Here is a 5,402-nt window from a genome sequence, read left to right on the forward strand (position 1 = left end):
CATCCCGCACGGCGGCGGCGGCCCCGGCGACCCGGACCTGATCACCGTCCGCGGCCGCCGCCTCCTCGCCGAGGCCGACGTCGTCATCGCCGACCGCCTCGGCCCCCGCGACCTGCTCGACGAACTGCCGCCGCACGTCGAGGTCATCGACGCGGCGAAGATCCCGTACGGCCGGTTCATGGCGCAGGAGGCGATCAACCAGGCGCTGATCGAGCACGCCAAGGCGGGCAAGGCGGTCGTCCGGCTCAAGGGCGGCGACCCGTTCGTCTTCGGCCGCGGCATGGAGGAGGCCCAGGCGCTGGCCGCCGAGGGCATCCCCTGCACGATCGTCCCCGGCATCTCCAGCACCATCTCCGTCCCCGGCGCGGCCGGCATCCCGGTAACCCACCGGGGCGTGGCCCACGAGTTCACCGTGGTCAGCGGCCACGTCGCCCCCGAGGACCCGCGCTCCCTGGTCGACTGGGCGGCCATCGCCCGGCTGCGCGGCACCCTGGTCCTCCTCATGGCCGTCGACAAGATCGGCGCCATCGCCGCCGCCCTGATCGCCCACGGCAAGGACCCGGCCACCCCGGTCGCCCTCGTCCAGGAGGGCACCACCGCCGCCCAGCGCCGGGTCGACGCGACCCTCGCGGACGTCGGGGAGCGAGCGGTCACGGAGGACGTGCGCCCGCCCGCCGTGATCGTCATCGGCGAGGTCGTCACGGTCGGCCCGGACTCCGTCCCGCAGGCCGTCCAGGACGCGGCCGAATAGGCAAGAGCCCGCATCCCCGCACCGTAACCCGCGGTTACCCGACTCCCTCCCGGGCGTTGGCACCGCACACCGGACAAGGCAGTATCACCCTGTGGCAGAACTCATCACCGTCGACGACCCCGACGACCCCCGGCTGAGCGACTACATCGGTCTGACCGACGTCGAGCTGCGACGACGGCGCGAACCCGCCGAAGGCCTCTTCATCGCCGAGGGCGAGAAGGTGATCCGCCGCGCCCGCCAGACCGGCTACGAGATGCGGTCCATGCTGCTCTCCGCCAAGTGGATCGACGTGATGCGCGACGTCATCGACGAGGTCCCGGCCCCGGTGTACGCGGTCGCCCCCGAACTGGCCGAACGCGTCACCGGCTACCACGTCCACCGCGGTGCGCTCGCCTCCATGCAGCGCAAGCCCCTGCCGACCGCCGACGAACTGCTCGCCACCGCGCGCCGGGTGGTGGTCATGGAATCGGTGAACGACCACACCAACATCGGCGCCATCTTCCGCAGCGCGGCGGCCCTCGGCATCGACGCCGTCCTGCTCTCCCCGGACTGCGCCGACCCGCTCTACCGGCGCTCCGTCAAGGTCTCCATGGGTGCGGTCTTCTCCGTCCCGTACGCCCGCCTCGAAGCCTGGCCCAAGTCGCTGGAAGCGGTACGGGAGGCCGGCTTCCGGCTCCTCGCCCTCACCCCGGACGCCAAGGCCACCAGCATCGACGAGGCGGCCCCGCACCGGTTGGAGCGGGTGGCGCTGATGCTCGGAGCCGAGGGCGACGGCCTGTCCACACGGGCCCTGATGGCCGCGGATGAATGGGTCCGCATCCCGATGGCGCACGGCGTCGACTCGCTGAACGTGGGCGCGGCGGCGGCCGTCGCCTTCTACGCGGTGGCCACCGGACGCCCGGAGAGCTGAGCACGGCCGGACCGGTCCGGATCGGGCGTCACAGCCTCGACCGGACTGGACCGGACCTCAGGGTGCAGGAGGATGCGCCTGCGACACCCCGCCCGGCCGCTCGCTCCCGCCGAGACCCTGCGCCGGCCCCTGGCAGCCCTGCGCCGCCGCGATGCCCAGCGCCACCAGCAACGTCACCACGACGAACACCACCAGCCGCTGGCGCAGCAGCCGCGGATTGGCCGGCCGCCGCCCCGCCGAGGTCGTGCGGCCCCCGGAACGCGTGCCCGGGCGTCCGTTCGTCCCGGCCGGAGCCCCCTGCCGCTGCCCGGTCTTCCCACGCGAACGCGTCGTGTTGCGCGACGCCTGCTGCGGGCGCGAGCCACCGGTGCGCTGCGGCCCCGAACGTACCGGCGCGCCACGCCTGCCCGGCTGGGGGCGGGAGCCGGACGGGCCCTCCGAACGACGGGTGTCCTGATCGGCGTACGGATCGGCCATCCGCCCGGTCGGCCGGTCGGCGTCCTGGGCGGAACGCTGGACGGGCGGCCGGCTCTCGTGCAGCCCCTGCGCCTCGCGCGCCGCGATCTCCTTGAGCCGCATGGACAGTTGCAGTGTGCTGGGCCGCTCCTCCGGATCCTTCGCCAGACAGGCGCTGATCAGCGGGGCCAACGCGTCGTGCACCCCGCGCAGCTGCGCCTCCTCGTGCACCACGCGGTACAGCATCACCTCGGAACTGCCGTGCCCGAAGGGGGAGTCGGCCATCGCCGCGTACGCCAGGGTCGCGCCGAGCGAGAACACGTCCGTCGCGGGCGTCACCGCCGCGCCCCGGACCTGCTCGGGCGCGAGGAAGCCGGGCGACCCCACCGCCGTACCGACGTGGGTGAGAGTGCTCGCCCCGGTCGCCCACGCGATGCCGAAGTCGATGATGCGGGGGCCCTTGGGGGAGAGGAGGATGTTCGACGGCTTCAGGTCGCGGTGGACCACCCCCGCCTCGTGCACCGCCACCAGGCCCTCCGAGAGCGCCGCCCCGATCGAGGCGACCTCGGCGGCGGCCAGGGGGCCCTCCTCGGCGACCTTGTCGTGCAGCGAGGGGCCGGGAACGTACTGCGTGGCGAACCACGGGCGGTCCGCCTCCAGATCGGCGGCGACCAGCCGGGCCGTGCAGCCGCCGCGGATCCGCCGGGCCGCCGACACCTCGCGCGCGAACCGCGAACGGAACTCCTGATCCTCCGCCAGGTCGGGCCGGATCACCTTGAGCGCGACCCGCTGGCCGCGCCGGTCGGAGCCGAGGTAGACGACGCCCATGCCACCCGCCCCGAGCCGCCGGTGCAGCCGGAACGAGCCGACGAGACGCGGGTCCTCGCGCCGGAGCCGCATCATCGCCATCGTCTGCCCATCCCCGCTGCCTGGTCCGCCTGACGAGGCACAGCTTACGTACCCCGCGCCCGGCGCGCTCAGAGGCCGCGCCCTCGCCGGGGATTCGATTGTCCGTGCAGGGCGCGAGAGATGAAGAGGGGTCAGGGCGCGGCGGATCCGGGCCCTTCGGCCGGCCCGCCCGCTCAAACGGCCACCGACGCACGGGGATTGGATCACTGCGTGGCCGGCCGGCCGCCGCCCTCACGCAGGACGTGACCACCGCCCCCGCACACGGGGTGGCGGTGTCCCGGGTGGGGCCGAGCGCTGACGGCAGCCCGCCGGGGAACGGCGGACGTGAGGGAAGTCACCCGGCGGCGGGCTCGCCAGACCGGCGGACGCGTACCGGACCCATCCCCCCACAGGCCCCCCGGCGTCCCCTCCGGGATGACCCCAACCTCCGGTGGCCCGTCTCCACCCAGGGGAGTACGCCGACCGACGACGGCTCATCCTCCGGGAGGCCCGGGATTAGGTACGCGGGCATGACGCCCTGTGCTCGCCGCTTACCTAATGTTGAGATCAAGCGGCGGGCGCAGCACTCGTCCCCCGAGGTCACACGCCCGCCGCCCCCATCAGGTCAGGAGAGGAACCATGGCGGACACGGCAACGCGGACGATGGTCCGTATGCAGGGACGCAAGGCCTACGCCGCGTTCGGCGCCCGTTCGTCCGGCACACGTCACCCCTTGGTGGCGACGGCGATGGTCCTCCCCCTGGCGGCCCTGCTCGTGGTCGTCTTCGGCGGCTGGGAAGCGGTGGTCACACAGGCGTCGTCCGTGGCGGTGATGTTGGGGCGCTGAGCGGCGCCCGGGGTCCGGAAGAGCGGTCCGGACCCGCACATCCGGCCAACAGCCCCGTGGGGACGGGGGTGCGGCGGACGGCAGCGTTTGTCCGGTCAGCTGGGGAGCTGACCGGGCATCGCGCTTTCCGAGCCCGTACGTTCGGGCCCCCTACGCTCGGGCCCGTACGTTCGGGCCCCTGCCCTTTCCCCGCCGGGCCGACGTCCGGCGCACAGCGGTGTCCGGGCAGGCTCTCGCGTTACGCTCACGGCGGCACCGGTGCCACGGCCGGGCCGACCGCCGCCGGGAGAGCCGTTGACCAGCACCCAGACCTCAGTCGTCCAGGACCTGGGCACTCTCGCACACCGCCTCTCCCACCCCGCCAGGACGCGGTGTGTGTGCGAGCCGCCGCAGGTCCTCGCGGACCGGCCGGACGGCACGGTGGTCCGCAGCGGCGCGATCGTCGCGAAGGCCCACGCCGCCGACACCGACCGCGAGGCGCTCGCCGCCCGGATCGCCCTGGCCGCCGCACCGCAGCTCACCGGCATCCTGCTCCCGCCGCTCACCGCCCGGCCGCCGGCCGGCCCTGCTGCCCGCCCGGTCACCCTCTGGCCGCTCGGCGCGCCCGTGGACCCCACCGACCCCGACGCGGCCCCCTGGGCCGAGGCCGCGGAACTGCTCGCCCGCCTCCACCGGACGGACCCCCCGTTCCCGCTGCCGCCGATGCGCGGCCCGGCCAAGGCGGCACGGGCCGTCGCCCGGATGCGCGCGGCCCTGGCCGGCGACGCGGCTGCCCTGCCCGGTGCCGCCGTCTCCCTTTCCGTACTGGCCGGCTGGCGGGCTCTGCCCGCCTGGGCCCGGGGTGAGGCCCCGGCTCCCGCGCACCGGAGCCGCTTCCTGTGCCACGGCGACCTGCACCTGGGCCAGCTCGTACGCCATCCCGCGCCGGACGGGCCCTGGCTGCTCATCGACGTGGACGACGTGGGGGCCGGCGATCCGGCCTGGGACCTCGGCCGGCCCGCCGCCTGGTACGCGGCCGGACTCCTGGCGCCCGAGGACTGGGCCGCCTTCCTGGACGCCTACCGGTCCGCCGGGGGACCGGCGGTTCCCGCCGTCGGCGACCCCTGGCCCGCTCTGGACGTCCCGGCCCGCGCGCTGACGGTGCAGACGGCGGCCGTCGCCCTCGCCAAGTGCGCGGCGGAGCAGCGGGATCCGGACGAACACGAACAGCTGATGATCGAATCCTGTGCCCGAATCGCTACGTTGCGGCCCGAGTTGGCCACCGACCCCGCGTCGTAGGGTGAACGGACCGTGGCCGGGCAGACATTCCGGCGACGGCACAACGAGGGCGAGGAGCCGAGTCGATGATGCAGTGTCCGAAGTGTCACGCGCAGATGAACACGTACAACCGCAACGGCGTTCAGATCGAGCAGTGCAACGGTTGCCGGGGGATATTCCTCGACTACGGCGAGCTGGAGTCGCTGACCCGCCTGGAGTCCCAGTGGAACGCGTCGGCGGAACCGCGGTAGAACGGCGAGACCAGGACGAGCGCACGGATGCCGAACTGCCGCA

At 74.2% G+C, this 5,402-nt stretch carries 5 protein-coding genes and 1 pseudogene; 5 read left to right on the forward strand and 1 reads right to left on the reverse strand.

The window, feature by feature from the left end; genetic code table 11:
* Both cobA and JS521_RS33430 read left to right on the forward strand, forming a co-directional pair.
* Window positions 1-751, forward strand: a 751-nt coding sequence (cobA, locus tag JS521_RS33425) for a uroporphyrinogen-III C-methyltransferase (protein ID WP_205086647.1), incomplete at its 5' end; no start/stop codon positions are given.
* A 91-nt stretch (window positions 752-842) separates the two neighbouring features.
* Window positions 843-1,661 (forward strand): TrmH family RNA methyltransferase, encoded by an 819-nt coding sequence (locus JS521_RS33430; RefSeq protein WP_205086648.1) that lies wholly within the window; start codon window positions 843-845, stop codon window positions 1,659-1,661.
* Window positions 1,662-1,718: 57 nt separating this feature from the next.
* Here the strand turns inward: JS521_RS33430 and JS521_RS33435 are convergent, their stop codons facing one another.
* Complete coding sequence (locus JS521_RS33435; RefSeq protein ID WP_205086649.1) at window positions 1,719-3,026, reverse strand: serine/threonine protein kinase; 1,308 nt, start codon at window positions 3,024-3,026, stop codon at window positions 1,719-1,721.
* Between the two features lie 618 nt (window positions 3,027-3,644).
* Here JS521_RS33435 and JS521_RS33440 point away from each other — a divergent pair.
* The 3 genes and pseudogenes from JS521_RS33440 to JS521_RS33450 form a co-directional block, all read left to right on the forward strand.
* Entirely contained in the window at window positions 3,645-3,851 is a 207-nt protein-coding gene (locus JS521_RS33440; protein ID WP_205086650.1) for a hypothetical protein, read from the forward strand.
* 294 nt (window positions 3,852-4,145) lie between these two features.
* Entirely contained in the window at window positions 4,146-5,129 is a 984-nt protein-coding gene (locus JS521_RS33445; protein WP_205086651.1) for a phosphotransferase family protein, read from the forward strand.
* A 65-nt stretch (window positions 5,130-5,194) separates the two neighbouring features.
* Window positions 5,195-5,353: pseudogene (locus JS521_RS33450) on the forward strand (TFIIB-type zinc ribbon-containing protein); the annotation flags it as partial.
* Window positions 5,354-5,402 lie beyond the last annotated feature (49 nt).

It is taken from the genome of Streptomyces durocortorensis (assembly GCF_016901035.1).
GTDB classification, from domain to species: domain Bacteria; phylum Actinomycetota; class Actinomycetes; order Streptomycetales; family Streptomycetaceae; genus Streptomyces; species Streptomyces durocortorensis.